This window comes from Streptomyces sp. CA-106110 (assembly GCF_050936285.1).
GTDB lineage: Bacteria > Actinomycetota > Actinomycetes > Streptomycetales > Streptomycetaceae > Streptomyces.
Genome location: NZ_JBNJNB010000001.1, coordinates 10,535,478 through 10,560,073, shown reverse-complemented (window position 1 = coordinate 10,560,073; position 24,596 = coordinate 10,535,478). Strand labels below are relative to the sequence as shown.

Below are 24,596 nucleotides of genomic sequence, written 5' to 3'. Positions count from 1 at the left end.
GGGTCGTCCTACTCGATCTCTGTCAGGGGGATCCCCCAGTAGGCGCAGTCCTGGTTCTCACGCCGGAAGACCAGGATGCCGTTCAAGGCGTCATCAACGTAGAGACCGGTCGGCCGGACCAGTGGGTCCTGCTGTCGGGTGAGGTCGTCCCGACGGCCGAAGAGGGTGTAGCCCTCCCGCAAGGCAGCCGGCAGTTCAAAGCCCAGATCAGCTTCTGCGGCCGCCAACTCCTCTTCAGCGCAACCGTCTTCCCGTTGCAGTGGGCGGCCCGCCCAGGCGTCGGCGAACCACTGCACGAAGTCCAGGGCTTGGGACTGAGTCTGCACTCCGCCCACCAGCACCACTGACACGTCAGGACCATCCGGCATGGCCAGGACGCTACCGCCTTCCTCGCCCACGCATGGAGCCACCACCAGCCCGACTTCATCGTCGCCTCCGTGTCTCGACTTGACCCGTCGACGACAAGAGATGTCTCGGGCTGTGGGGCAATGGTGCGGCCTCGGTCGGCCCGGGGCCGCGGAACTGTCTCGCCTCAGCTGGTCAAAGTCCCCTGGTGGAAGTACATGCGCCAGCCCGTTGCCGTCAGCCGCCACAAGGAGCTTCGCCAGGCCCGACGCCCTTGGTTGTCGGCGAGGTACGTCAGATGCACGATGCCGGGAGCAAGGACGACCCCGGTCATCTCACTGACCTTCACCGGAGACTCCGGGGACACCGTTCCGGCGCTCGTGACCGCCAGGATGGACTCCACGTCCCACCGGCGTCCCGACGCTCCGAACTCGGTGAACTCCGGATCCAAGAGCTCCAGCACAAGCGCGGGAGAAGCACGCACCTCAGGATCGAGCAGCCGCATTTCTGCCTCTATGGCTGCTTCCACCGCCCGCTCGCTCTCGTCGGTCATGCCGGAACCCTACGAGCCCTTCTCGCCGGCGTACAACGAAGATCACCCGTCGCGAGCCACGGCACCCGGGGCGCTGTAAAAAAGACTCGCGGGTCGAGTGACCGCACCGACCACACGTCCATCGCCGTAGGGAGAGTCACCCGATGGGCCCGTGTGGAGGGGCGGTGATCAGCTGAGAGCGAGCGGACCGCACCATCCGTCGTCGGGATGTCGGCCGCGCCACCAGGGAGAAGTTCCAGGGCGGGCGAGAGGAGATTTGAGCTTCACGGATGAATACGACCTCATCGCTCTCCGTGGCGACGCGGCATCCAGAGGTGCGCGGCAGTCGGCCACCGACTTCCGCTTCTCCCGTATGGGCGGCACATGTCCGCTGTGGACGGTGTACGAGGCCTTCTCCGCACCGGGCCGGATCTTGACGCAGGTGGCGGAGATGCCGGACGGGAAAAGGTACTTCTGGGTCGCGCGGACCCTCACCCGCGGCGGATACGGCCACCACGCCCCGCGCGCCGAGTTCGCCGTGGCCCTCGGGTGCGAGCTGCGGCACGCCCACCGGCTCGTCTACGCCGAGGGAATCGCCCTGGACGACCCCCGGGCGGCGACGCCCATCGGCCTGGGCTGCCGGATCTGCGAGCGCCGCGACTGTGCACAGCGGGCCCGTCCGCCGGCCGGCGGACGGCTGGCCATCGACCCTGACCGGCGTACATACGTTCCGTACCCTGTGGAGACCCGCACCCCATGACAAGCGCAGGAGGAACAGGCACGTGACCAGCCGCGTCACCTTCGTCTCGCCCGCGACGAGCCCATCGCTGCGGCACGCCCGCTTCTATGACGGCGATTCGATCGACGACATCGGGGCGGCCCGCGCCCGTTCGGTGGCCGGGTCGCTGCCCTCGCCCGTCCGTGTGCTGACCTCCCCGAGCGTGCGCTGCCGGGAGACGGCGTCGTCGCTCGGCCTCGACGGCGTGGAGACGGCGGAGCTGGGGGCCCTGGATGTGGGCCGCTGGCGAGGCCGCACTCTTGAGGAGGTGGCGGCCGCCGAACCGGAGGGAGTGGGCCACTGGCTCGCCGACGCCGACTGGGCAGGACACGGCGGAGAATCGGTGCGGGACGTGTGCGAGCGGGTCGGGCGCTGGCTGGACACCGCGCAGGACACGGACGGTCGTACCGTTGCCGTCGTCGAGCCGGAGGTCGTACGGGCCGCGGTCGTCCATGTTCTGGGCCTGCCCCCGGCTTCCTTCTGGCGGCTGGACGTGCCGCCGTTGACGGCCACGGAGCTCAGCGGGCGGGCCGGCCGGTGGAACCTGCGGCTCGGACAGCCTCTGGGAGCGTCGGGCACCACAGCTGACACGGTGTCTGGCCCGGCTTCGGACATCGCCTCTGTCGCCGCGTCGGGCACTGCTTCGGTGCGCTGAGGCGGGGCGGACGCCGTGGTTCGGAAGGCCGCGGTCCGGTGGCGGCGCAGCAGCGCCGCTATCGCGCAGCGCAGGCAGTCGGTTCCCTCGTCCCACTCCGCGGCTCGGCCCGCGGGACAGGGCGCCGGGCACTCCGGCGGCACCCCACCGTCCTGCTCGTGGCAGTCCATCGGGTCCTGGACCAGCGTTTCCAGTTCCCGCAGGAGCTGTTCGGTCCGCTTCGCCTGCTGGGCGAGCACACGCACCCGGGCGCTCTGGCCGCCGATCTGCCGTCGGCTGGCGATCAGTTGCTCGTACTCCTCGACGGTGAGGGCGACCGCCTCATGGCCCCCGAGGGTGATGCGGCGCGGCTGAGGGTGTCTGGCCACTCGGTTCATCCGCTCCACGGCTTGGCGGTGCCTGCCTCATCGGTCGGTGTTCTGTGCCCTGCCCGTGATCCGATCGCGTCGGTGCCCGGGAAACGCGAGAGGGCCCCCGGATGGTTCCGAAGGGCCCTCTCGTGTCCCAAGACCGTCAGTGCGAGGCGGGAACCGTCCGCCCGGACGGGGCTGTCGCGGGCTTGGGATTCAGCTGCCGCTCGGCCAACTCGCCGAAGAGCAGGCCGAATCCGCCCCAGAGGACAGCCTGGATGGCGAGGGCCGAGAGACGGAACCGCCACAGCAGGGTGGCGGGGAAGTCCTTCGGTACCTCGTTGATGGCCGGCAGGAACTCGTAGGCCAACCCGATCACCACGGCGAAGCCGGCCACGGCCACCACGGTCGCCCACCAGGTGCCCAGACGGGGTGCCAGTCGCTTGCCCAGGATGGTGGCAGCGACCGCGAGGAGGATGCTGAGCACCATCATCAGGAAGTACAGGGTGGTCCGCTTGCCGATGGTGTCGGGGTTGCCCACCGACGGCGGATTGGCCGGGTACTTCAGGAACGGCACGACGTACACGGCGAGCAGCGCGCAGCCCGACAGCAGCAGCGCGGTCGCCCGCGGGCTGAAGCGGCCGATCCGGCCGAGCGCGAAGCAGTACGCGAGCGCGGCGATACCGCCGAAGGCGACCCCGTAGACCAGGACGCCGGTGGCGAGACCGGCGGTGGACTGCAGCGAGCGGGAGACGACTTCCATCTCGTGCTCGTGGGAGTGGGCCTCCTCGAAGCTGATCGCCTTGTCGACGTTCGGCTCACCGAGCAGATAGGCGGCGACCAGGGCGAGCACACCGGCGGCCAGGCCGGCGAGCATGCCTCGTACCAGGAGGTTTCTTACTGTTGCGGAGTTCATGAGCGTGCGGCGTCCCTCGCGTCAGTGGCAGGGGAAGCCGAGCAGGTGGCGGGCGTCGTGCACCCACTCGTGGACGTCCGTGCCGTTGAACACGGAGGTGGCGCCCTGCTCGGCGCCGACGAAGTAGAGCAGGACCAGCATCAGGATGCCGAAGAAGACCGCCCAGGGAGCTATCGCCTTCAGCGGCAGCGTGGCGGGAACGACGGGGGTGGTGGCTGTCGGCTGGGCGACGGTCTGCGCCATGGCAGAACCTCCTCTGGGAGTTCGCGTCCCATCTCGGTGGTGCACTGGACGACAGCCACGGGTCTGACTCACGAAACGCCTCACGAGGCGTCTCGCATACAGTGGCGCGACCGTGCCGGATTCCCACCGGCTTCCGTCTCGCCGTCGTCGATATCGGACCGACCGTACCGCGTGACGGGTACCCGGCCAAGACCGCGCCACCTGGCGTGATCTTCCTCTCGCGGCGGGTGGCCGGTCCGTCGGATGTCAGCGGTGGCGGCCGCTCGGGCGGGCCGAGCGGCCGATCTCGTCGCAGGGAACGCCTCTGTGTCGGGGTCCGAGGAACGCGATGGTTCGCTTCACCAGGCCTCCTTCGGAACTGAGTTGGGTCCGGCAAGTCCCAACTCGTGCTCGCCGAGAGGGGTGAAGAAGCGCTCGACGTCGGCGTCCGTGACCTCGCCGAGGGTCGCCGGCGACCAGCGCGGGTTGCGGTCCTTGTCGATGATCTGGGCGCGGATGCCCTCCACCAGGTCGGGAGAGTTCAGGGCCGCGCAGGAGACGCGGTACTCCTGGTCGAGGACGGGCTCCAGCGCGCCGAGCCGCCGAGCACGGCGGATGGCGGCCAGGGTGACCTTCAGGGCGGTCGGTGACTTGGTGAGCAGCGTCTCCGCCGTGTCCTTCGCGGCCGGGTCGCCGTGGGCGAACAGCCGCTGCACGATCTCCTCGACCCGGTCGGCGGCGTAGCAGGCGTCGATCCACTCACGGCGTCCTGCCAACTCCCCTGGGGGCGACGGCTGCACATGCCGGGCGACCGCCTGCTCCACGGGCATCTCGGCGAGATCGGCGACGAAGTGCCGGAGAGCGGCGGACGGCATGTAGTGGTCGGCGAGCCCGCACAGCAGGGCGTCGGCGGCACCGATCTGCGCGCCGGTCAGTGCGAGGTGCGTGCCCAGTTCGCCAGGGGCGAGGGCGAGCAGGTAGGTGCCGCCGATGTCGGGGGCGAAGCCGATACCGGTCTCGGGCATGGCGACCCTCGACCGCTCGGTGACGACCCGGACGCTGCCGTGCGCGGAGATGCCGACACCGCCACCCATGACGATGCCGTCCATGACGGCGACGTATGACTTGGGGTAGCGGGCGATACGGGCGTTGAGGTGGTACTCGTCGCGCCAGAAGGCGGCCGTGGCGGTGCCGTCACCGTCGCGGGCGTCGCCGTGGACGGCGCGGATGTCGCCGCCCGCGCACAGGCCGCGCTCCCCCGCCCCCGTGATGACCACGGTCTCGACGGCCGGGTCGTCTTTCCAGGCCTTCAAAGCCTCGTCGATGCGCCGCACCATCGCGTGGGACAGCGCGTTGAGGGCCTTCGGCCTGTTGAGAGTGATGTGGGCGGCCCGCCCTGCGGTGTGGAGGAGGACGGGTTCCTCGGCGCCGGTCATCCGAAGTCCTCCGTCAGGCCACGGGCCACGGTCACGCGCATGATCTTGTCGGTTCCTTCTGGCGCTGCCCTCGGGAATGCACTGGCGCCGCGAGTCTAGGCGCCCGGCCTGGGCCGATGGGCGCGGGGCCTACCTGCGCGGCGTGTGTGACGAAGCATCGTCGTCTGCCTGTGATCGCAGAGAAGAGGCAGGTCGGAACTTGGTTGTTCCCGTCGGCGTGCGAGTAGTGAGCGCGACTGTCTGTGACTCGACGGCTGAAGGTCGGCGCATCTGCCCGAGGACGAGCGTGGCCGGCGCGCTCACCCGCCCAGCCGGGTCAGATCGCCGGCCTGGGCGGCGGGAGCTCGGCTACGACGCCTGGCGCAGCGAACGCCCGTCGGGAGCCGGGCGGTCCAGGATCGCGGCACTGAGGTAGCCGAGTGCGAGGACGATCGCGGCGGTCCGTACCGCGTGAGCGATCTGCCAGCGGTCACGTCGTGTGCCCAGTCCGCAGGGGGAGCCTGGACGTTCCAGCCCAGTTCCTCCACGTTGATGGGACCGTTGACCGCGAGCGTGACCAGCAGGGCCAGCAGGGCCAGCAGGAGCAGCCCGAGGGCGATGGCCGCCGGCCGCAGGATGGGGCTCTGCGCCTTGCGCGCGTAGATGACAAGTACGGCCACGGCGACAAGGGTCGGTACGGTGATGGCCCCGATGTACCAGGTGAAGAAGGTGAACTCCACCTGGCGTACGCGGACGTACGCCGGGCCGTTCAGCCGTCGGAGCGCCAGTTCCAGAAAGAGCACGGTGACGGCGACCCCCGCCAGCATCCCGCAGCACAGCAGGCTCACGTATCGCGTGGCCTTCACCAGCGTGGCACTCCTCATCGCACACTCCCTTGTGAGACGCAGACCCTCCTGTGCCCTGACGGCTGATGTCGTCTCTGTGTGACAGTCCTCTGCCGAGATCACCTCTGCGGACGGGTTCGGGACGGCGGACGGGATGGCCCGCCGAGGTGATGGCACCGGCCGGCTACGGGTTCTGGCCGCGTCTCCGCGACAGCTGAGGCCGAGTCAGGATCCGCGTCATGCCGGGGCGCCGGCGTCGACGGGCAGGTCGGCCAGGCGCCACTCGAGCATGCCGTCGTTGAGGCGGACGGCCCGCCGTCCGAGATCGGTCAGCAGCCGCACCGCGTCGTAGGCGAGCACGCAGTACTCACCGCGGCAGTAGACGACGATCTCCGTCTCCTCGGGCAACTCGTTGATCCGGTCGGCCAGTTCCCCGACCGGGATGGACACCGCACCCGGGATGTGCCCGGCCATGTACTCCTCCACCGGCCGTACGTCGAGCACCACCACGTCCCCGGCCGCCGTGCGGGCGCACAGTTCCTCGTGGGTGACCTCCACCGCGCCGTCCTCGCCGAGGTAGGCGTCACGCGCCGCGGGCACAGCGGCCTGGTGGGCTTCGGCGACCTTGCGCAGCAGCGCGAACAGCTGGGCCACGTCGTGGCCGGCGAGCCGGTAGTAAATGCGCACCCCCTCGCGGCGGGTGGCGACGAATCCGGCCTGTTTCAGGGTCTGCAGATGCGCCGAGGCCGTCGTCAGGTTCAGCCCGGCGGCCTTGGCCAGGGCATCGACGGTGCGCTCGCCCTGGGCCAGCAGGTCGATCAGCTCCAGGCGTTTTCCGCTGGCCAGCGCCTTGCCGCTGGCCGCGAACGCGTCGTACAGGTGCGACTTCGTACCGGCCGTGGTGGTTCCCGCCATGCGATCCTCCATAAATCCATGGAATAGTGTAAGTGAAGGTGGGCGCGGTGACCACAACGCCGACCACGCCCCTCGCATCCGGACCTTGGAGGACCTGATGGGCTTCGCCGACGACCACCTGATACCACTGATCGACACCGGGCTCGGCAACAGCGCCTACCTCGTCGACCTCGGCGACGGCCGCGCCCTGGCGGTGGACGCGAGCCGCGATCTGCGTGCCCTGCGCGAGGCCGCCGAGCGGCGCGGCCTGGCAGTGGCGTACGCCGCGGACACGCACCTGCATGCGGACTTCCTCTCCGGCGCCGTCCAGCTCGGTCACGACCACGGGGCCACCGTGCTGGCCTCCGCCGCAGGGCACCGGGCTTTCGCGCACCTCGGTCTGGCCGACGGCGACGAGGTCGACCTGGGCGGCCTGACACTGCGGGCCCTGGCCACACCCGGCCACACGGAAGAGCATGTGGCGTTCCTGTTGCTGGACGGGGACGTGGCGCTCGGGGTGTTCACCGGCGGCTCACTGATCGTGAACTCCGCCGCCCGCACCGATCTGCTCGGCGCCGGCCGTACCGAGGAACTCGCCCGGGCCCAGTACCGCTCGCTCAGGCGCCTCGCCGCGCTGCCGGACAACGTCGCGGTCTGGCCCACCCACGGGGCCGGGTCCTTCTGCTCCACCGTGGGCGGCGTGGAGCGCATCTCCACGATCGGCAGGCAGAAGCAGACGAATCCACTGCTGGGCGCCCCGGACGAGGAAACCTTCGTACGCCGGCTGGTGGCCGGCCTCGGCAGTTACCCGGACTACTTCGCCCGGCTCGCCGAGGCCAACCGGCTCGGCCCCTCGGTCATCACCTCCGCCCCGGTGCTGGCCGCCCTCGACGTCGGGCAGTTCAAGTCGCTGCTGGCCGACGGCGGTCAGGTGGTCGACGTGCGCCCTGCGGCCGACTACGCGGCCGGCCACATCCCCGGCTCCCTGTCCATCCCGCTGCGCGGCCAGTTCGCCACCTGGCTGGGCTGGCTCCTGCCCGACACCGTCCCGCTCGCCTTCGTGACCGGCGAGGACCAGGACCTCAACGAGATCGTCTGGCAGGCGTACAAGATCGGCTATGAGCGCCTCGCCGGACGGCTGGCCGGCGGCATGACCGCCTGGCTGGACGACGGCAACCAGCAGGCCTCCACCGCGTTCGTCACCGCCGACCATGCCGAGAACCGCCCCTACGTCGACGTGCGGCAGGACGCGGAGTTCGCCGCCGGACACGTGCCCGGTGCCGTGCACATCGAGCTCGGCGGGCTCATCGCTCGCACCGACGACGCCCCCCAGGGGCCGGTCGTGGCCTGCGGCCACGGCGAGCGGGCCATGACCGCCGCCAGTCTCCTCGAACGCGCAGGCCACTCCGACATCGCCGTTCTCGACGGCGGACCGGCGGACTACGCGGCGGCCCACGGCCGGCAGCTCGCCCAGGGCATCAGCGCGTGAACGCCAGCCCCGCAACCACCACTCCGGCCGACGCGTCGGGCCAGCCGATCCGCCTGGGGCTGCGGGAGAACTGGCTCCAATTCACCCTGCTGGTCATCGTCAATGTCTGCGTCGGCGGCCTGGTCGGCCTGGAGCGCACCACCGTCCCGTTGATCGGCGCAAACGTCTTCGGCCTGACCAGCGACCTGGCCGTCTTCGCCTTCATCATCGCCTTCGGCGTCACCAAGGCCTTGACCAACCTCGCCGCCGGCGCGCTGACCGCCCGCTTCCGCCGCAAGCAACTCCTCGTCACGGGTTGGCTGATCGGCATCCCCGTCCCCTTCGCCCTCGCCTGGGCGCCGTCCTGGGGCTGGATCGTCGCCGCGAACGTCCTGCTCGGCCTCAACCAGGGCCTGACGTGGTCGATGACCGTCAATATGAAGATCGACCTCGTGGGTCCCGCGCGCCGTGGTCTGGCCACCGGTCTCAACGAAGCCGCCGGTTACACCGCCGTCGGCGCCACCGCCCTGATCACCGGCTACCTGGCCACCGCCTACGGCCTGCGCCCCACGCCCGAGCTCATCGGCGTCGTCTTCGTCGCCGCCGGACTCGCGCTGTCCCTCGTCGTCCGCGACACCGCCGCCCATGTCGCCCTCGAACTCGCCCAGCACACCAGGCCCGTTCCCAGCGGTGAGGACAGCGGCCTGGCCGCCACTTTCGCCCGTACCTCCTGGCACAACCGCTCCCTGCGCGGGGCCAGCCAGGCCGGTCTGGTCAACAACCTCAACGACGGCCTCACCTGGGGCGTCTTCCCCCTGCTGTTCACCGACCACGGCCTCGGCCTCGCCGCCGTCGGCCTGATCAAGGGCCTCTACCCCATCCTGTGGGGCATCGGGCAGATTCCCACCGGCCATCTCGCCGACCGCATCGGCCGCAAACGACTGATCGTCCACGGCATGCTCGTCCAGGCCTGCGGTTTCGTCCTCGCCCTGGCCCTGCTCAAGACCCCGCTGCTCGCGGGCATCGCGTCCGCCGTCGTTCTCGGCATCGGCACCGCGATGGTCTACCCCGCGCTGATCGCTTCCATATCCGATCACGCCCACCCCACCTGGCGGGCCAACGCGCTGGGCACCTACCGGTTCTGGCGCGACACGGGCTACGCGGTGGGGGCTCTGGTGGCCGGCGTCCTCGCCGACACCCTCGGTCTCAACGCCACCGTCGTCGCAGCCGCCGTCCTCACCGCCGGCTCGGGCCTCCTCGCCTCCCGCTGGATCACGGAGCACCGGCCGGTTCGGTGAGCACCCCCGCCACCGCTCTGGTCGGGATGAGCACAGGCCGCTGCCTCATACGGCGGTGGTTCACACCGCCATACGGGGGCTGCAGCACATGCGGACAGTACCCCCGCCGGGTATCTTGCCTTTGCGACAGAGGACGGGCATGGCACGCAGAAGGGAAGAGGCCACGATGGGGAGCCGACGCACTCGCGGCCCGGGCATCGCCCGGCTGTCGGCGTTGTGCGCGGTGCTGTTCGGCCTGTTCCTCATGCACGGTGCCCCGACCGCGGCAGCTGACGGCTGCCACGGCCAGATGCGCGCCACTCTCCCGATGTACGAGCCCCATGCCTCCTCGATGGCATCGGCCCACGCCATGCCGGCGGAGCCGGATGACGCCCAGGCCGAGCCTGCCGACGACATGCGTAGTCACGGGGATCTCTGCGTCGCCATTCCCGCCCAGAACCAGATCCCCCTGCCCACCGCCCCACTCGTTGCCGTCGTCACCCCCACCGTCCTGGCGGCCTGGATCCTGCAGCGCGCATGGAGCCCGGGTGGCACCGGTCGGCGCGGCCCACCGGGCGGACGCGATCTTCTCCTACAGGTGTGCATCGCGCGGACGTGACCGGACCTGCGCCGGAATCCGCTAACCAGCGGTCTCCGGCTCCAGCGTCCTGCTCACCTCGCGTGCCACCCGGAGTGGTGCGCCACCCGGAAAGACACTCAAGCGATGTTCGCCACCACCCGTTCCACGGTCCGCCGCCGAGTCCTGCTCGCGGCCGGCACCGCAGCCGCTCTCGCCATGACACTGACGGCCTGCGGCTCCTCCGACGACTCCGCCATGCCCGGCATGAACCACAGCACCATGCCGTCCGTGACCCCCTCGACCGAGTCCAGTAGCCCGATGGGCGACATGCCCGGAATGAACCCCGCAGCGGACGGCAACGGCCTGTCTGACGCCAAGGACGGCTACCGCCTCACCAGCCCCGACAGCACCCTCGACAGCGGCAAGCGGACCCCCTACCGGTTCACGGTCGACGGCCCGGACGGCACGCCGGTCACCGACTTCGCACTCGACCAGACCAAGCGGATGCACTTCTACGCCGTCCGCTCCGACCTGACCGGCTTCCAGCACCTGCACCCGGCGATGGCCTCCGACGGCATCTGGACCGCGGATCTGTCCTCCCTCACGCCGGGCTCATGGCGCATGTTCACTTCGTTCGTTCCCGCCAGTGGAAGCGCCAAGGGCAAGGACCTGGTCCTCAGCCGGACCGTCACGGTCCCCGGGTCCGCCCCGAAGATCCCGCTGCCCGCTGCGGCCGGCAGCGCGAAGGCGGACGGGTACACGGTCACCCTCGAAGGCAAGCCGATGGCCGGCATGGCGCATCCGCTGACCGCACGCATCACGAAGGACGGCAAGCCCGTCACCGACCTCCAGCCCTACCTGGAGACCTACGCCCACCTGACGGCCTTCCACGAAGGCGACGCCGCCTTCGCCCATCTCCACCCCACCACCGAGGTCAACGGTGATCAAGGCGGACCGGAGCTGTCCTTCCACGCCGCACTGCCCACCGCCGGCAACTGGCGGCTGTTCGTGCAGTTCCAGACCGGCGGCAGGCTTCACACCGCTGCGCTGACCTTGCACGTCGCCTGACGCCGAAACGCGCCGCCCGCCGACACCGCGGTCGAAGGTGTCGGCGGGCGGCGCAGCCCCGGTCATTTCATGGCCGCGGCCCGCCCGCACCCCTCGTGCGCACCGACCCGCGGCCCATCCTGACCCCGCACCGCGGCTGCCTCACTTGATGTGCCGTGCGGGCCGGCAGGCCATGTGCAGCAGGTGCTCCATGGGGCCACGCCGGAACAGGCGCATCCAGACGGTCGCCAGGAGCGCGGCGGCACCGATGAAGCCGAGCAGCACCGGCAGCGCGGACATGGTGCCGTCCTCGACCAGGGGCACGTACCAGACCTCGGTGAAGAACCAGAGGGCGATGATGTGCAGGACGTAGACGGTCAGCGCCATCATGCCGACCGCCGCGACGGGTGTGGCGAGGCGTGTGACGCGCGGCATCCTGGCGGCGACGGTCAGGCACGCGGCCATCACCATGATGGCGACGCCGGTGTTGCCGACGATGGAGAAGGTCGTCTCGCTGTGCGGTGCGCCCACCAGCAGCCATGCGAGCGGAGTGTGGCCCTCGGGATCGCCGACGATGTCGGAACACCACGCAGACGACGCCGAACCGCCGTCCGCGGCGGCCGCGACGGTGGTGAGGGCGTGCGGGACCAGGTGCAGGGCCAGCCAGGACCCGCCGTAGCCGAGCACGGCCAGCGCCCCGCCGGTCGGAGCGAGCCGGGACCGGATGTCGGTCCGGGCGAGGTCGAGTCGGGCCAAGGCCATGCCCGCGATCAGGAACGGCATCCAGGTGAGAACCGGATACGACCCCGTGAACAGCAACTCGACGACGCCGTCCGTGCCGGTGATGTGGGCCAGCGGGTCCCGGGCCACGACGGCGTGCGCCCAGTGCCCGTCCTGGATCGACCTCTGTATCGCGTACAGAACCGGGGGCATGAGGAGCGCGCCCCCGGCGGCGATGAACGCCAGCGTCCGTGCGCGCAGCCGGTACAGCGGGAGGACGGCCACGAAGAGCACCGCGTAGAAGCTGAGGATCACCTCGATCGAGGTGTCCAGTGCGGTCAGGGCATAGCCGAGCGCCGCCAGGATGACGGAGCGGGTCACGATCCTGCCCATCGCCTGTCGGCCGGAGCGCCCGGTCCGAGGATGCGGACGGCCGGTGATGATGATCAGTGAGAACCCGGCGAGCACCGCGAAGAGGGCGGAGGAGCGACCCCGCGCCAGCTCCAGCAGGAACCCGACCGGCCCGCCCACCGTCACGTCGGGGCCGACGTGTGCGGCGTACATGCCGAAGACCGCGAGCCCACGGGCCAGGTCGATACCGATCAGTCGGGCAGTCGAAGAAGTGCCGGCTGAGGCGGAGGAGGAGCGATCCGTCTCGAGCCGGCTTGGCGCTTCTGCCGGCGCGACCGACAATACGTTCTGCGTCATGTGCCCAAGGGTTTACGGTGACGCCGCCTCAGCCACTCCGGCAGCTTTCCGGAAGCACCCCGCCGATCGGCTGGACCTTTCCCGGCCTACCGGCGGGAACTCTGACGCCGACCGGCGGGGAGGCGCATCCGAACCGCCACTGACGGCTACACGCGGTACGCATCCGACGCCTGCATACGACGGACGGAGCGCGACGGTTCCCGGTGCTCCTGGCCGCGAGACTCGCCCCCTCCGGCATCGGCGACACGACGCACTCTGCGCACCGTACCGTCACACGGCCATGTCAACGCAGTGCCGAGCAGTCCGCAACCCCGAGTCAGAGGCCTGCGACGGCGGTACGGGTGTCCCCGTCGGCCTTCTTCAGGGCCAGGGCCGCCTCCTGGGCGGTGCTGTGGGTGAGGAGCATCACGATGGCTGTCTTGGCGTGGCCGTCGGCCGCCCGCAGGGCCTCGGCGGCGGTGTCGGGGTCGGCATCGGTGGCCTGGACGACCATGCGGCGGGCGCGGTCGACGAGCTTGTCGTTGCTGGCCCGGACGTCGACCATCAGGTTCCCGTAGACCTTCCCGATGCGCACCATCGAGGCGGTCGAGAGCATGTTGCAGACCATCTTCTCGGCGGTGCCGCCCTTGAGCCGGGTCGAGCCGGTGAGGATCTCGGGGCCGGTGGGGACCTCGATCGGGATGTCGGCGTAGCGGCTGACGACCGCGTCGCGGTTGCAGGCGACCGACACCGTGACGGCGCCCTTGGCCGCGGCGTGCTTCAGGCCGCCGACGACATAGGGGGTACGGCCGCTCGCGGCGAGTCCGACGACCGTGTCCCGGTCGTTCACGCCGATCTCGTCGAGGTCGGCGACCGCCCTCGCGGGCTCGTCCTCGGCCCCTTCGACCGCCACGACAAAGGCACCCGGGCCGCCCGAGAGCAGGCCCACCACCTGCTCGGGGGAGGTGCCGAAGGTGGGCGGGCACTCGACGGCGTCGAGCAGGCCGATGCGGCCGCTGGTGCCGGCGCCGATGTAGATCAGCCGTCCGCCCCGCCGCAGCGACTCGGTGATCGCCTCGACGGCGGACCCGATCTCCGGGAGGGCGTCGCGCACGGTGAGTGCGACGGTCTGGTCCTCGGCGTTCATGACCGAGAGCAGTTCGGAGACCGGCATACGGTCCAGCTCGGCGGTCCGCTCGTTGCGGGTCTCGGTGCCAAGGGTGCTGAGGTCCACGGCGCGGTCGTCCTTTCAAGGGTGGTGCTCAAGGGTGGTGCTCTAGGGGGCTGAGCGGGGGCCGGGGCGGGTCGGCGGTCAGTCGTCGGCCGGTGTGCGCCGCTGCGGCCGCGGCCGTCTGCGGCGCTGGACCGCCCCGTAGGTCTTTTCCAGCGCGGCGGTGGTCGCGTCGAAGGAACGTTGCGCCACGCCGACGAAGAGGCAGTCGATGAGTGCGAGCTGTGCGATGCGGCTGACGGTCGCGCCGGAGCGGAAGGGAGTCTCCCGGGCACAGGTCGTCAGCACGAGGTCCGCGCTCTTCGCGAGGGTGGAGCGCGGCACGTTGGTGAGGGCGATGGTGGTGGCGCCGCGTTCGGCGGCGGCCTGAAGGGGCTCGACGGTGTCCTCGGTCTCCCCGGAGTGGGAGATGGCAAGGGCGACGTCGCCGGGCTCAAGGAGAGCGGCGGCGGTGAGGGCGGCGTGCCGGTCGGTCCAGATGAAGGCCATGTAGCCGATCCGGTGCAGCTTCTGGTGCAGGTCCTGGCCGACGAATGCGCTGGCGCCGACACCGAAGATGTCGATGCGCCGGGCTTCCGCCACGGCGTCCACCGCCCGGCCCAGCACCTCGACGTCCAGCCCGGCACCGGAGTCCTCGAGGGCGCGCACCTCGTTGTAGATGATCTTGCTGACGATCTCGTCCAGCGTGTCGGTGGCGCTGATGTCGGTGCCGGGCGCCGGGCGTTCGCCGCCGAGGGCGTACTCACGGGCGGCGGCCGCCGCGAGCGCGAGCCGCAGTTGCGGATAGTTGGCTATGCCCATGGCGCGGCAGAAGCGCATCACCGTGGCCACCGAGGTGTCGGCACGCTCGCCGAGGGCGCTGATGGACAGCTCCGACGCCTGCGCCGGATCGGCGAGGACGGCGTCGGCCACCCGGCGCTCCGAGGGGGCCAGGGTCGGCAGTGCGGCCCGGATGCGCGCCAGGATCCCGGTGGCGGCTGTGTCCTCCGCCGACCGGTCCGTTGCGCTGGGTGTTTCCTGGCGGGCCATGGAACGTTCCCTCCTGAGTGGGTGGGCGACACATTAACCACGCCTCGGTGGCGCGTCAAAAACTTACGCGGAAACTTGCGTGAAGTTACTTATTGACATTCGGAGGTCGACCTTCCGATACTCGCTGGACCGCGATCCGCGCCGGTCGCCGGCATTCCACCAGTGCCGTGACCGCCCGACGAGCCGGATCCCTGGAGACACGAAGGCGTGCCCCATGACAGCAGCAGTTGCGGTGGACCTGGGCAAAACCGGCTGCCGTGCCGTGCTGTGGAGCGGTGACGGCCCCGCCCACGACGTCCACGAGGTGCCCGGAGCCCCCGGGCTCGCCGCCGACCACGGAGTGGCCGCGGCCCGCAACTCCGTGTGCGCCGCCGTCCTGCCGCTCCTGGAACGGGAGCCGTCGCATCGCCTGGCGGCGGTCTGTGTGGGCGCCGCGGGAGCGGCCGCCGCACCGGAGGCGGCCCGCGAGCTGGCCGCCCTGCTTCTTGCGGATCTGCCCACCGACGAGGTGGCCGTCACCAGTGACGCGGTCACCGCCCACGCGGGCGCCCTGGGGGGCCGTACCGGCGTGGTGCTGGCGATCGGCACCGGTGCGGTGGCCATCGGCATCGGCGACGACGGGACGTACGCCCGGGTCGACGGCTGGGGTCCCTGGCTCGGCGACGCGGGCAGCGGGGCCTGGATCGGTGCGGCCGGACTGCAGGCCGCACTGCGGGCGCACGACGGACGGGGCCCTGACACCGCGCTGCTGGCCGCTACGGCCAGGCGGTTCGGTGACCTGGACAAGCTGCCGTCCGCGATCACCGGTGACGGGAACCCCGCCCGCACCGCCGCTTCCTTCGCCCCGGAGGTGGCTCGCGCCGCCGCCGCGGGTGACGTCGCCGCCTCCGCGATCGTCCGGGACGCGGCCGCCGCCCTCGCGGAGGCCGTGCTCGCGGCCGCCCGCCGGATCGGCGGCGACGGCGAACTGCCTGTCACCGTCACCGGCGGTCTGACCGGCCTCGGGGAACCGCTCATGGCACCCCTTCGAACGGCGCTCGCCACGGCGGCGCCCCCACTGAGCCTGCGACCCCCGCTGGGGGACCCGCTGGACGGTGCGCGCCTGCTGGCGCTGGACACCACCCTTCCGCACGAACCCCTGCTCGTCCGCGTACGCCGGACGACGCCCCCATCCCCTGTCCCCTCTGCGCCGGTATCCCCGCCGGCTGTTGCTTAGGAGTGAGCGTGCGCCAACTCGACCTTGTCGTGGTCGTCGTCTATCTGGTCGCGATCGCCATGATCGGACTGCGACTGGCCGGACGGCAGAAGACGTCGAAGGACTACTTCGTCGGCGAGGGCCATATGCCCTGGTGGACCGTGTCCTTCTCCGTGGTGGCCACCGAGACCAGCGTGCTCACCGTCATCAGCGTGCCCGGCGGCGCGTACAGCGGACAGGGCTTCGGCAACGTCGAACTCGCCCTGGGCTACGTGATCGGCCGCGTCGTCGTCGCAACGGTGCTGATCCCGCTGTACAAGCGCGGCGGGTTCGTCAGCGCCTACCAATACCTGGGCGACAGATTCGGTCTGAAGCTGCAGGGGCTCGCCTCGGTCACCTTCGTCTTCACTCGCCTCCTGGCCGAGGGTGTGCGGCTGTTCGCTTCCGCCATCCCGATCAAGCTGCTGCTGGACGAGTTCGGCGTGCACGCCGACTACCGGGTCATCATCATCGTGCTCACGGTGATCACCGTCGTCTACACCTACCTCGGCGGTATCAAGGCGGTCATCTGGACCGACGCCATTCAGATGGGCCTGTACCTGGGCGGCGCGATCCTCGCCATAGCGGTGCTGTCCGGTCATGTGGGCGGCGACGGTTTCGCGAACGCCCTGCACTCGGGCCACTTCAAGCTCTTCGACGCCAACTTCGACCTGGCACACGTCCTCACCAGCCCGTTCGCCCTGCCCACCGCGATCATCGGCGGCGCCATCTTCGCGATGGCCAGCCACGGCTCCGACCAGCTGATCGTCCAGCGCGTCCTGGCCACCCGCTCGCTGCGTGACGGCCAGAAGGCCATGATCGCCTCCGGTGTCTTCGTCACCCTCCAGTTCGCCGCCTTCTCCCTGGTCGGCGCGCTGCTGTGGTCGTACAACCAGGGCAAGGACTTCAAGCAGCTGGGCCTGGCCAGCGCCGACAACCTCTACCCGAACTTCATCCTGCACGGGCTGCCCGTGGTGATCTCCGGCCTGCTCGTGGCCGGCATCCTCGGCGCCGCGATGGGCTCCCTGTCCTCGGCGCTGAACTCCATGTCGAACTCGACGGTCGCGGACATCATCCACAGCTTCTTCCGCAGCACCCCCTCGGAGGAGTCGCTGCTCAAGCTCGCCCGGGTGATGACGCTGGTGTGGGCGGTGCTCATGGCCGTCTTCGCGTGCGCGTTCAGCACCAGCACGGGCAATGTGTACCTGACCGGTCTGACGATCGCGGGCTACACCTACGGCGCTCTGCTCGGCGCGTTCCTGCTCGGGCGGCTGGTCAAGCGGGCCAACGAGGTCGACTCGATCGTGGCCTTCCTGGTGACGGTCGGGGTGATGACCTACATCGTGCGCTCGGTCAAGATCGACGTGACGGTGGCCGGTGCGACGGTGCCCACCGCGATCGCGGCCCAGTGGCTCGTGCCCATCGGTGTGGTGATCACGCTGGTCGTGGGCGGTGTGATGAGCCTGTTCCACCGCGCGCCGCAGGTGCCCGAGGTGAACGAGGTCGCCGTGTCCGGCGGCGAGCCGGAGTCCGGTTCCGGGTCGGGCCGCCTGGTGGCGGGCGCCGGCCGGGAGTGACGGGCACGGGGTGCGGGGCCGCTCACCGGAGGCGGCCCCGCACCCCGGCCATCCGTCCGTCCCACGATCCTCACCGGGAGAAGCCATGCGCGTGATCGGCCTGATGTCGGGCACCTCGTACGACGCCATCGAGGCGGCGGCCGCCGACCTCACTCTGGACGGCGATGCCCTGCTCATGCGGCCGCTCGGCCACCTGAGCGTCCCCTACCCGGACGAACTGCGCGACCTGATCGCCGCCACGCTGCCGCCCGCGGCCACCACCACCCAGGCCGTGTGCACGCTGGACACCGAAATCGGGCAGGTCTTCGCCGGCGCCGCCCAGCGCGCCCTGAGCAAGCTGTGCGCCGGCGCCGCCGATCTGGTGGTGTCGCACGGCCAGACCATGCACCACTGGGTGGAGGACGGCACGGTCCGCGGCACCCTGCAACTGGGCCAGCCCGCCTGGATCGCCGAGGCCACCGGACTCCCGGTCGTGTCCGATCTGCGCAGCCGGGACGTGGCCGCGGGCGGGCAGGGAGCCCCGCTGGTCGGCATGACCGACACCCTGCTCCTGCGAGGGCTGCCGGGGGTCCCGGCGGCACTCAACCTCGGCGGCATCGCCAACGTCACGGTCGTCGCGCCGGGCGCCGAACCTGTGGCTTTCGACACCGGTCCCGCCAACGCACTGCTGGACGCCGCCGTACGCCACTTCACCGACGGCGCCGCCTCCTACGACGAGGACGGCCGCCGGGCAGGTGCCGGCCGCGTCAGCGCCGAACTGCTCGCGGCCCTGCTGGACGATCCGTACTACCGCAGGCCCGCACCCAAGAGCACCGGCAAGGAGCACTTCCACCTGCCGTATCTGCTGCGGGCGCTGGCCGCGGTGCCCACGCCCGACACGAACGACGTCCTGGCCACGCTTTCCAGGCTGACCGCCGTCACGGTGGCGGACGCCTGCCGGGCGCACGGTGTCACGAGCCTTGTGGTCTCCGGCGGCGGTGTGCGCAATCCTGTGTTGATGCGCATGATCGCCGAAGAGCTGCCCGGCGTGGCGCTGCGCCCCAGCGACGATCTCGGTCTGCCGTCGGACGCGAAGGAGGCGCTGGCGTTCGCCGTGCTGGGCTTCCTCACCGTGAACGGTCTGCCGGGCGCCCTTCCGTCGGGCACCGGTGCGCGGCGTGCCGCGCTGCTGGGGAGCATCACCCCCGGCCTGTCGCCGCTGCGTCTGCCCGAGCCGGCCGCGGTGCCGCCGCGCCTGCTGCGGATCCCGGCCCCCGTCCACTGACCGCCCCGTAACGAGGAACCAGTCCCGTACCGAGGAACCAGTACCGAGGAACCATGAGCACCCCCGCTGTCACACCCCCGGCCGAGCCGACCGCCCACGACCCGGCCGTGCCCGGCCTGGCCGAGATCCTGGCCGAATGCGTGGACGACCCGGCGCGGGTGTCCACCGAGGTGCCCCGCAGGGTCGCGGTGGCCCATGACGCCTCACCGTATCTGTTCACGCCCCGAGCGGTGGTGCGTGCGGCGTCGGCGGCCGAGGTGGGTGCGCTGATGGCGGGGGCGCGCAGAGCGGGGGTGCCGCTGACGTTGCGTTCGGGGGGCACCAGCCTGGCGGGGCAGGCGGGCGGCGACGGCATCCTGGTCGACGTCCGCAGTCACTGGCGCGCCGCGGAGGTGCTGGACGAGGGCCTGCGGATCCGGCTCCAACCCGGGCTGACGGTGCGTCAGGCCAATGCGCGGCTCGCCCGTTACGGGCGCCGGCTGGGCCCCGACCCGGCCAGCGAGTCCGCGTGCACCATCGGCGGACTGGTCGCCAACAACTCCAGCGGCATGAACTGCGGCACCCGCGACAACGCCTACCGCACCATGGAGTCCCTGCAGTTCGTGCTGCCATCGGGCACCGTGGTGGACACCGGGGCCCCGGACGCGGACCAGGCACTGCGCGCCCGCGAACCCGAACTCCACGCCGGGCTGCTGAGGTTGCGGGACGGCGTCCGCGACTCGGCGGCCGCCCGGGCCACAGTGGAGCGGCTGTTCGCGATGAAGAACACCATGGGCTACGGGCTGAACTCGTTCCTGGACCACACCGACCCCGCCGACATGCTCGCCCACCTGATGATCGGCAGCGAGGGGACCCTGGGCTTCGTCGGCGAGGCCGTCTTCCGTACCGTGCCGCTCCTCCCCCACACCGCCACGGGTCTGCTGGTGCTCCCGGGCCTGGCCGAGGCCACCGACGCGCTGCCGGCGCTGCTGGCCGCCGGTGCCCGCACCGCCGAGCTGCTGGATGCAGCGTCGCTGCGCGTGGCGCAGCAGGCCACGGACCCCGTGGACGAACTGCGCGGTCTGCGCGTGGAGCGGCACGCAGCGCTGCTGGTGGAGTTCGCCGAGGACAGCACCGAGGTGCTGGACGCGACCGTGGCCGCCGCCCAGCCGGTCCTGGACCGGCTGCCCGCCGTCAGCGGCACCACGCTGACCCGCGACGCGCGGGTGCGGGCGCGGCTGTGGCATCTGCGCAAGGGCCTGTACACCGCGGTGGCGGGAGCACGCCGCCCGGGCACCACCGCCCTGCTCGAGGACATCGCGGTCCCCATGGAGCGGCTGACCGGCACCTGCGAGGGACTCATCGGCCTGTTCGACCGGTACGGCTACCAGGACGCGGTGATCTTCGGCCATGCCCGGGACGGCAACCTGCACTTCATGCTCACTCAGGACTTCGACACGCGGGCCGAGGCGGAGCGCTACGCCCGTTTCACCGACGCCATGGTCGACCTCGTCCTGGACGCCGGCGGCACCCTGAAGGCCGAGCACGGCACCGGCCGCGCCATGGCCCCGTTCGTACGGCGCCAGTACGGCGACGAGTTGTACGACGTCATGGTCGAACTGAAGCGGCTGTGCGACCCGCACGGCGTCCTCAACCCCGGGGTGTTGCTGACCGACGACCCGGAGGCGCACCTGCGCGACCTGAAGAGCGTCCCCGAGGTCGATCCGGCGCTGGACGCCTGTGTGGAGTGTGGCTACTGCGAACCGGTCTGCCCGACCGCGGACGTCACCACGACGCCGCGTCAGCGCATCGCCCTGCAACGCGAGATCGCGCTGGCCACCGCCGCCGGTGACGAGGAGACCCGCCGCGCCCTGGAGACCGACTACGCCTACGCGGCGGTCGACAGCTGCGCGGCCGACAGCCTCTGCGTGACCGCCTGCCCCGTCACCATCGACACCGGTGCGGTCATGAAGCGCCTGCGCGCGGAGCGCCACAGCCCCACGGCCCAGCGAGCCGGCGACACCGTGGCCCGGCACTGGAGCGGCGCGGTCACCGGCGTGCGCGCCGCACTGAACACCGCCCACGTCGTGCCCGCTCCCCTCCTGCGTGCCGCGACCGGCACCATCCGCAAGGCGGGGGCCGGCGAGCTGGTCCCCGCCTGGTCCGACGACATCCCCCGCGGCGGACCCGCCCGTCCCACGCCCCAGCGCCCCACCGAGGCGCAGGCGGTGTTCTTCGCCGCGTGCATCGGCAGCGTCTTCGCCCCCGAAGGCAGCTCCGGCGGTGCGGCGGCTGCGTTTCTGCGCCTGTGTGAACGCGCGGGCGTCCCCGTGGCCGTGCCCGACAAGCTGGTCGGCCTGTGCTGCGGCACGCCCTGGCAGTCCAAGGGCTACACCGCCGGACACCGCACCATGGCCGCCCGCACGCTCCAGGTGCTGTGGGAGGCGAGCGACCACGGCCGTCTGCCGGTGGTCTGCGACGCGTCGTCCTGCACCCACGGCCTGGAACAACTGGCCGACGTCCTCCCGGAGTCCGAGCGCGCCCGCTTCAGCGCGCTGCGCTTCGTCGACAGCGTCGCGTTCACCGCCGAGCACCTGCTGCCCGCTCTCCCCACCCCCCGCCGGCTGGGCAGCCTCGCCCTGCACCCCACCTGCTCCACCGTCCACCTCGGCATCGACGCCGCCCTGCGCACCGTCGCCGCCGCCGTCAGCGCCGAGGTCACCGTGCCCGACAACTGGGGCTGCTGCGCCTTCGCCGGGGACCGCGGACTGCTCCACCCGGAGGTCACCGCCTCCGCCACCGCCGCCCAGGCGGCCGAGATCACCGCCGGCGACTTCGACGCGTACGCCTCGTGCAACCGCACCTGCGAGATGGGGATGTCCCGCGCCACCGGCCGGCCCTACCGGCATGTGCTCGAACTCCTCGACGAGGCCACCGCATGACTCGGTCGACACCGATGCGCTCAGCAGGGGCAGGGGAGCCTGCTAGCGAAGCGGGCGTGACCCAAGGCATGGTCGCGTAGCGACACGCGTGCCGCTCTGACGCTTCACCGACTGTCTCCGTCGGCCCGAGCTCGGGGCGGACCATGGTCGGGTCATGGAGCAAGCGCGGCGCATCAGGTGGACTGACGCGCACTCCGCCATTGACGCAGCGCTCGGCGCAATGCCTCAGGCGCCGTTGCGGACGGCGGAGATCAGCCGGGCGCAACGCGCGCTCATGTCGTCTCCGGACAGTTCGGGGTGGGAGATCCACCAGCCGACCAGCGCACTGACCATGCCCGTCCACACATGCTTGAGGGCGTCCGCGTCCAGTGCGTCGTCATTGCCCTGGCCGTGCAGCAGACCGGCGGTACCGGCAGCGGCCAACTCGTCGATGGCCTCGCGGTGCCGGTTGGCCGCGTGCCACGGCTCGGAGCCGTGCGGCAGCGTCCGGTCGTACAGCACGAACCAGGCGTGCCGCCGCTCCTCCAGCGTCCGGAAGACCGCGGCGAGCACCGTGTGGGGCAGCCGGTTCTCCGACGGGCTCGACGCCATGGCTTCGCTGATCGCCGCGAGCAGGCGGGGGCCGATGTGGTCGACACAGGCCGTGTAGAGGCCGTCCTTGGACCCGAAGTACGTGTAGAGCATCGGTTTTGTGACGCCCACGCGCCGGGCGATCTCGGCCATCGACGCCGCGGCGTGGCCATGCCGCCCGAACTCCTCCAGGGCCGCGCCGAGGATCTGCTCCTCCCGGCGAGCGCGCGGCACGCCCTTGGTGCCGGCGCCACGGCCCCTGTCCCGGTTGCCCTTCGAAGGGCCGTCGGCCGGATCCGGGGCGGCCGAGGCTCTTGCTGTCGTCATGCCGAATACCCTACCCTGCGGTAAATTACTCAGTGGTAAATTATCGAGAGGTCAGCTCGTGGCCGACAGCCGCACACCGCCCGTGTCCCGCTCCCGGAGCCGCTCCTGGTGGGGCTGGGGCGCTACGGACCAGGCACTGCCCGACGCCGAGTGCGTCGCCCTCGGGTCGCTGGTCCCCGGTGCGGCACAAACCCCGCTGCCCGTGCCCGACATCTCCGCCCTCGCACTGCCCGAGGTGCGGATCGAGCCGCCCGCCGCCCTGGCGCCTCTGATGTCGGCCGCGCCCCAGGACCGGGCTTCACACACCTACGGCAAGGCCTACCGCGACGTGATCCGTGCACTCGACGGAGACGTCGCGGCAGCACCCGACCAGGTCGCCCGTCCGCGTACCGAGCAGGACGTGATCGACGTCCTCGACTGGGCGGCGGACACGCACGTGGCCGTCGTACCGTACGGTGCGGGCAGTTCGGTCGTAGGCGGGGTCGAATACCGCGCGGACCGGCACCGCGCCGTGGTGTCCCTGGATCTTTCGTCCCTCGACCAGGTGCTGGAGATCGACCGGGTCAGCCGGGCCGCCCGGATCCAGGCCGGCGCCCTCGGCCCCGCTCTCGAGACCCAACTGCGGCCGCATGGACTCACCCTTCGCCACTTCCCGCAGAGTTTCGAGTTCTCCACTCTGGGCGGCTGGCTCGCCACCCGGGCCGGCGGCCACTACGCCACGCTCTACACCCACATCGACGACCTCGTCGAGTCCATGCGCGTGGTGACGCCCGTCGGGGTCAGCGAATCGCTGCGGCTGCCCGGTTCAGGAGCGGGCCCCTCCCCCGACCGCCTGTTCCTGGGCTCCGAGGGCACCCTCGGCGTGATCACCGAGGCCTGGATGCGGCTGCAGGAGCGCCCGCGCCACAAGGCGTCGGCCACGCTGCTGTTCGACGACGTCCACGCAGCCATGGACGCCGTGCGCGCCGTCGCCCAGTCGGGTCTGCACCCGGCCAACTGCCGACTGCTGGACCCCGGGGAGGCCGCCCTGGCAGGAGTCGCACAGGACGGCCGGAGCGCGCTCATCCTCGGCGTGGAATCGGCCCACGTCCCGGTCGGCGGTCGCTTGACGGAACTCGTCACCCTAGCCCGCGACCACGGCGGCTCGCCCGCGCCGACAGCACCGGGCTCCGCGGACGCCGCCGCCGACACCTGGCGCTCGGCGTTCCTCAGAATGCCGTACCTCCGCGATGCATTCGCCCGCATGGCGGTGATCACCGAGACGTTCGAAACAGCCTGCACCTGGGACCGTGCGCCGGAGCTGTACGAGTCGGTGCGCACGCAACTGGCCGACGTCGTACGGAAGGTGACGGGCGCCGCAGGCACGATCAACTGCCGCTTCACCCATGTCTATCCGGACGGGCCCGCGTCCTACTTCACCGTCATCGCACCGGGGCGGCGCGGTGAGGAGGTCGCGATGTGGGACCGGATCAAGTCGGCCGCCATGGAGATCCTCCACGACCTCGGCGCGACCGTCACCCACCATCACGCGGTCGGCCGCGACCACCGGCCCGGCTACGACCGCCAGCGCCCGGAGCCGTTCGCCCTCGCACTGGGTGCCGCGAAACAGGCGCTCGACCCGGCCGGGATCCTCAACCCGGGTGTACTTCTCGATCCCACAGCCGCCGGGTGACACCGGAACCGCGTCGCAAGCGCGCCCCTGCAGGCGCTCG

Annotated in this window: 21 protein-coding genes, 1 pseudogene and 1 riboswitch; of the genes and pseudogenes, 11 read left to right on the top strand and 11 right to left on the bottom strand. The window is 71.2% G+C overall.

The features are described 5' to 3' along the window. Nucleotides 1-8: 8 nt before the first annotated feature. Together ACQEXA_RS48755 and ACQEXA_RS48750 are read right to left on the bottom strand one after the other, a co-directional pair. Nucleotides 9-398: a hypothetical protein gene (locus tag ACQEXA_RS48755; protein WP_433133078.1), complete on the bottom strand. Its 390-nt coding sequence runs from the start codon at nt 396-398 to the stop codon at nt 9-11. Between the two features lie 134 nt (nt 399-532). Next, nucleotides 533-898: a DUF4440 domain-containing protein gene (locus ACQEXA_RS48750; protein ID WP_432923864.1), complete on the bottom strand. Its 366-nt coding sequence runs from the start codon at nt 896-898 to the stop codon at nt 533-535. Between the two features lie 316 nt (nt 899-1,214). On the opposite strand from ACQEXA_RS48750, the pseudogene ACQEXA_RS48745 reads away from it, so the two are divergent. Together ACQEXA_RS48745 and ACQEXA_RS48740 are read left to right on the top strand one after the other, a co-directional pair. Continuing rightward, nucleotides 1,215-1,637 (top strand): annotated as a pseudogene (locus tag ACQEXA_RS48745) (DUF2083 domain-containing protein); the annotation flags it as partial. 22 nt (nt 1,638-1,659) lie between these two features. Then, complete coding sequence (locus tag ACQEXA_RS48740; protein ID WP_432923866.1) at nt 1,660-2,310, top strand: histidine phosphatase family protein; 651 nt, start codon at nt 1,660-1,662, stop codon at nt 2,308-2,310. Nucleotides 2,311-2,823: 513 nt separating this feature from the next. Here ACQEXA_RS48740 and ACQEXA_RS48735 read toward each other — a convergent pair. The 5 genes from ACQEXA_RS48735 to ACQEXA_RS48715 form a co-directional block, all read right to left on the bottom strand. Next, complete coding sequence (locus ACQEXA_RS48735) at nt 2,824-3,576, bottom strand: CbtA family protein (protein WP_432923868.1); 753 nt, start codon at nt 3,574-3,576, stop codon at nt 2,824-2,826. A gap of 21 nt (nt 3,577-3,597) precedes the next feature. Continuing rightward, nucleotides 3,598-3,819, bottom strand: a complete 222-nt coding sequence (locus tag ACQEXA_RS48730) for a CbtB domain-containing protein (protein WP_031170427.1) — start codon at nt 3,817-3,819, stop codon at nt 3,598-3,600. A gap of 37 nt (nt 3,820-3,856) precedes the next feature. Then, a riboswitch (cobalamin riboswitch) is annotated at nt 3,857-3,997 on the bottom strand. Nucleotides 3,998-4,157: 160 nt separating this feature from the next. Further along, nucleotides 4,158-5,234, bottom strand: coding sequence for an enoyl-CoA hydratase/isomerase family protein (locus ACQEXA_RS48725; protein WP_433133076.1), 1,077 nt, complete (start codon nt 5,232-5,234; stop codon nt 4,158-4,160). A 299-nt stretch (nt 5,235-5,533) separates the two neighbouring features. Then, nucleotides 5,534-6,097, bottom strand: coding sequence for a hypothetical protein (locus ACQEXA_RS48720; protein ID WP_433133074.1), 564 nt, complete (start codon nt 6,095-6,097; stop codon nt 5,534-5,536). A 198-nt stretch (nt 6,098-6,295) separates the two neighbouring features. Then, entirely contained in the window at nt 6,296-6,973 is a 678-nt protein-coding gene (locus tag ACQEXA_RS48715) for an ArsR/SmtB family transcription factor (RefSeq protein WP_432923874.1), read from the bottom strand. 85 nt (nt 6,974-7,058) lie between these two features. Here ACQEXA_RS48715 and ACQEXA_RS48710 point away from each other — a divergent pair, with 85 nt between their 5' ends. The 4 genes from ACQEXA_RS48710 (at nt 7,059) to ACQEXA_RS48695 (ending at nt 11,345) form a co-directional block, all read left to right on the top strand. Further along, nucleotides 7,059-8,441 (top strand): MBL fold metallo-hydrolase, encoded by a 1,383-nt coding sequence (locus ACQEXA_RS48710; RefSeq protein WP_432923876.1) that lies wholly within the window; start codon nt 7,059-7,061, stop codon nt 8,439-8,441. Then, nucleotides 8,438-9,718, top strand: a complete 1,281-nt coding sequence (locus tag ACQEXA_RS48705) for an MFS transporter (protein WP_432923878.1) — start codon at nt 8,438-8,440, stop codon at nt 9,716-9,718. The genes ACQEXA_RS48710 and ACQEXA_RS48705 overlap by 4 nt, the downstream gene beginning before the upstream one ends. Nucleotides 9,719-9,857: 139 nt before the next feature. Next, the gene (locus tag ACQEXA_RS48700) at nt 9,858-10,316 is read left to right on the top strand and encodes a hypothetical protein (RefSeq protein ID WP_432923880.1); all 459 of its coding nucleotides are present in this window, start codon (nt 9,858-9,860) and stop codon (nt 10,314-10,316) included. 105 nt (nt 10,317-10,421) lie between these two features. Beyond that, the gene (locus ACQEXA_RS48695) at nt 10,422-11,345 is read left to right on the top strand and encodes a hypothetical protein (RefSeq protein WP_432923882.1); all 924 of its coding nucleotides are present in this window, start codon (nt 10,422-10,424) and stop codon (nt 11,343-11,345) included. A 141-nt stretch (nt 11,346-11,486) separates the two neighbouring features. Here ACQEXA_RS48695 and ACQEXA_RS48690 read toward each other — a convergent pair whose 3' ends face one another. From ACQEXA_RS48690 to ACQEXA_RS48680, 3 genes are all read right to left on the bottom strand, one after another. Beyond that, nucleotides 11,487-12,752, bottom strand: a complete 1,266-nt coding sequence (locus ACQEXA_RS48690) for a DUF418 domain-containing protein (protein WP_432923884.1) — start codon at nt 12,750-12,752, stop codon at nt 11,487-11,489. 316 nt (nt 12,753-13,068) lie between these two features. Then, a complete protein-coding gene (gene murQ, locus ACQEXA_RS48685; protein WP_359391816.1) occupies nt 13,069-13,965 on the bottom strand; it encodes an N-acetylmuramic acid 6-phosphate etherase in 897 nt (298 codons plus the stop codon). Between the two features lie 78 nt (nt 13,966-14,043). Further along, nucleotides 14,044-14,991 (bottom strand): MurR/RpiR family transcriptional regulator, encoded by a 948-nt coding sequence (locus tag ACQEXA_RS48680; protein ID WP_432923886.1) that lies wholly within the window; start codon nt 14,989-14,991, stop codon nt 14,044-14,046. Between the two features lie 214 nt (nt 14,992-15,205). Between ACQEXA_RS48680 and ACQEXA_RS48675 the strand changes: the two genes are divergently transcribed. The 4 genes from ACQEXA_RS48675 to ACQEXA_RS48660 all read left to right on the top strand — a co-directional run bounded on the left by ACQEXA_RS48675 (nt 15,206) and on the right by ACQEXA_RS48660 (nt 21,987). Continuing rightward, complete coding sequence (locus ACQEXA_RS48675) at nt 15,206-16,207, top strand: N-acetylglucosamine kinase (RefSeq protein WP_433133072.1); 1,002 nt, start codon at nt 15,206-15,208, stop codon at nt 16,205-16,207. An 8-nt stretch (nt 16,208-16,215) separates the two neighbouring features. After that, nucleotides 16,216-17,802: a sodium:solute symporter gene (locus ACQEXA_RS48670; RefSeq protein WP_432923889.1), complete on the top strand. Its 1,587-nt coding sequence runs from the start codon at nt 16,216-16,218 to the stop codon at nt 17,800-17,802. An 85-nt stretch (nt 17,803-17,887) separates the two neighbouring features. Beyond that, on the top strand, nt 17,888-19,066 hold the full coding sequence (locus ACQEXA_RS48665) for an anhydro-N-acetylmuramic acid kinase (protein ID WP_432923891.1): 1,179 nt from the start codon (nt 17,888-17,890) through the stop codon (nt 19,064-19,066). A gap of 53 nt (nt 19,067-19,119) precedes the next feature. Next, nucleotides 19,120-21,987, top strand: a complete 2,868-nt coding sequence (locus ACQEXA_RS48660; RefSeq protein ID WP_432923893.1) for an FAD-binding and (Fe-S)-binding domain-containing protein — start codon at nt 19,120-19,122, stop codon at nt 21,985-21,987. A 225-nt stretch (nt 21,988-22,212) separates the two neighbouring features. On the opposite strand, the gene ACQEXA_RS48655 is transcribed toward ACQEXA_RS48660, so the two are convergent. Then, a complete protein-coding gene (locus ACQEXA_RS48655; protein ID WP_432923895.1) occupies nt 22,213-22,884 on the bottom strand; it encodes a TetR/AcrR family transcriptional regulator in 672 nt (223 codons plus the stop codon). A gap of 58 nt (nt 22,885-22,942) precedes the next feature. On the opposite strand from ACQEXA_RS48655, the gene ACQEXA_RS48650 reads away from it, so the two are divergent. Next, nucleotides 22,943-24,556 carry an FAD-binding oxidoreductase gene (locus tag ACQEXA_RS48650; protein WP_432923896.1) on the top strand — a complete coding sequence of 538 codons (1,614 nt, stop codon included), beginning with the start codon at nt 22,943-22,945 and terminating at the stop codon, nt 24,554-24,556. Nucleotides 24,557-24,596: the final 40 nt, after the last annotated feature.

Coding starts and splice junctions, on each gene's coding strand:
- ACQEXA_RS48660 (WP_432923893.1), top strand. CDS start 19,120: ATGAGCACCCCCGCTGTCACACCCCCGGCCGAGCCGACCGCCCACGAC.
- ACQEXA_RS48730 (WP_031170427.1), bottom strand. CDS start 3,819: ATGGCGCAGACCGTCGCCCAGCCGACAGCCACCACCCCCGTCGTTCCC.
- ACQEXA_RS48695 (WP_432923882.1), top strand. CDS start 10,422: ATGTTCGCCACCACCCGTTCCACGGTCCGCCGCCGAGTCCTGCTCGCG.
- ACQEXA_RS48655 (WP_432923895.1), bottom strand. CDS start 22,884: ATGACGACAGCAAGAGCCTCGGCCGCCCCGGATCCGGCCGACGGCCCT.
- ACQEXA_RS48690 (WP_432923884.1), bottom strand. CDS start 12,752: ATGACGCAGAACGTATTGTCGGTCGCGCCGGCAGAAGCGCCAAGCCGG.
- ACQEXA_RS48675 (WP_433133072.1), top strand. CDS start 15,206: ATGACAGCAGCAGTTGCGGTGGACCTGGGCAAAACCGGCTGCCGTGCC.
- ACQEXA_RS48725 (WP_433133076.1), bottom strand. CDS start 5,234: ATGACCGGCGCCGAGGAACCCGTCCTCCTCCACACCGCAGGGCGGGCC.
- ACQEXA_RS48750 (WP_432923864.1), bottom strand. CDS start 898: ATGACCGACGAGAGCGAGCGGGCGGTGGAAGCAGCCATAGAGGCAGAA.
- ACQEXA_RS48715 (WP_432923874.1), bottom strand. CDS start 6,973: ATGGCGGGAACCACCACGGCCGGTACGAAGTCGCACCTGTACGACGCG.
- ACQEXA_RS48735 (WP_432923868.1), bottom strand. CDS start 3,576: ATGAACTCCGCAACAGTAAGAAACCTCCTGGTACGAGGCATGCTCGCC.
- ACQEXA_RS48680 (WP_432923886.1), bottom strand. CDS start 14,991: ATGGCCCGCCAGGAAACACCCAGCGCAACGGACCGGTCGGCGGAGGAC.
- ACQEXA_RS48665 (WP_432923891.1), top strand. CDS start 17,888: ATGCGCGTGATCGGCCTGATGTCGGGCACCTCGTACGACGCCATCGAG.
- ACQEXA_RS48720 (WP_433133074.1), bottom strand. CDS start 6,097: ATGAGGAGTGCCACGCTGGTGAAGGCCACGCGATACGTGAGCCTGCTG.
- ACQEXA_RS48700 (WP_432923880.1), top strand. CDS start 9,858: ATGGCACGCAGAAGGGAAGAGGCCACGATGGGGAGCCGACGCACTCGC.